The sequence below is a fragment of the Pantoea sp. GbtcB22 genome (assembly GCF_019091025.1).
Taxonomy (GTDB): domain Bacteria; phylum Pseudomonadota; class Gammaproteobacteria; order Enterobacterales; family Enterobacteriaceae; genus Pantoea; species Pantoea leporis.
Genome location: NZ_JAGXKB010000512.1, coordinates 1 through 250 on the forward strand (window position 1 = coordinate 1; position 250 = coordinate 250).

Annotated in this window: 1 protein-coding gene; it reads right to left on the bottom strand. The window is 57.6% G+C overall.

The window, feature by feature from the left end; genetic code table 11:
- The coding region (locus tag KVT28_RS25880; protein ID WP_217551121.1) for a GNAT family N-acetyltransferase at positions 1-250 on the bottom strand (250 nt) is incomplete at both ends.

The window sequence follows — 250 nt, forward strand, 5'->3', positions numbered from 1 at the left end:
AAGCCGCTCGCGTTGGGCGTGGCGGCGAGTGTCAGTCTATCAAAACCCCGCTGACGCGCTGCATCGATGATTACCTGCATGATGGCGCTGGCATAACCTTTGCCGTTGCAGGCGGGCAGCGTGAAGATCGCTACAACGCTGCCGTTGTGCAAGTCAAGAAATCCGGTCGCGGCCACGCCATATTCAGCATGCTCAACCACATAAAACGGATGGCTTCTGACCGCCTCGAAATAGCCGGACGGTAACGCAT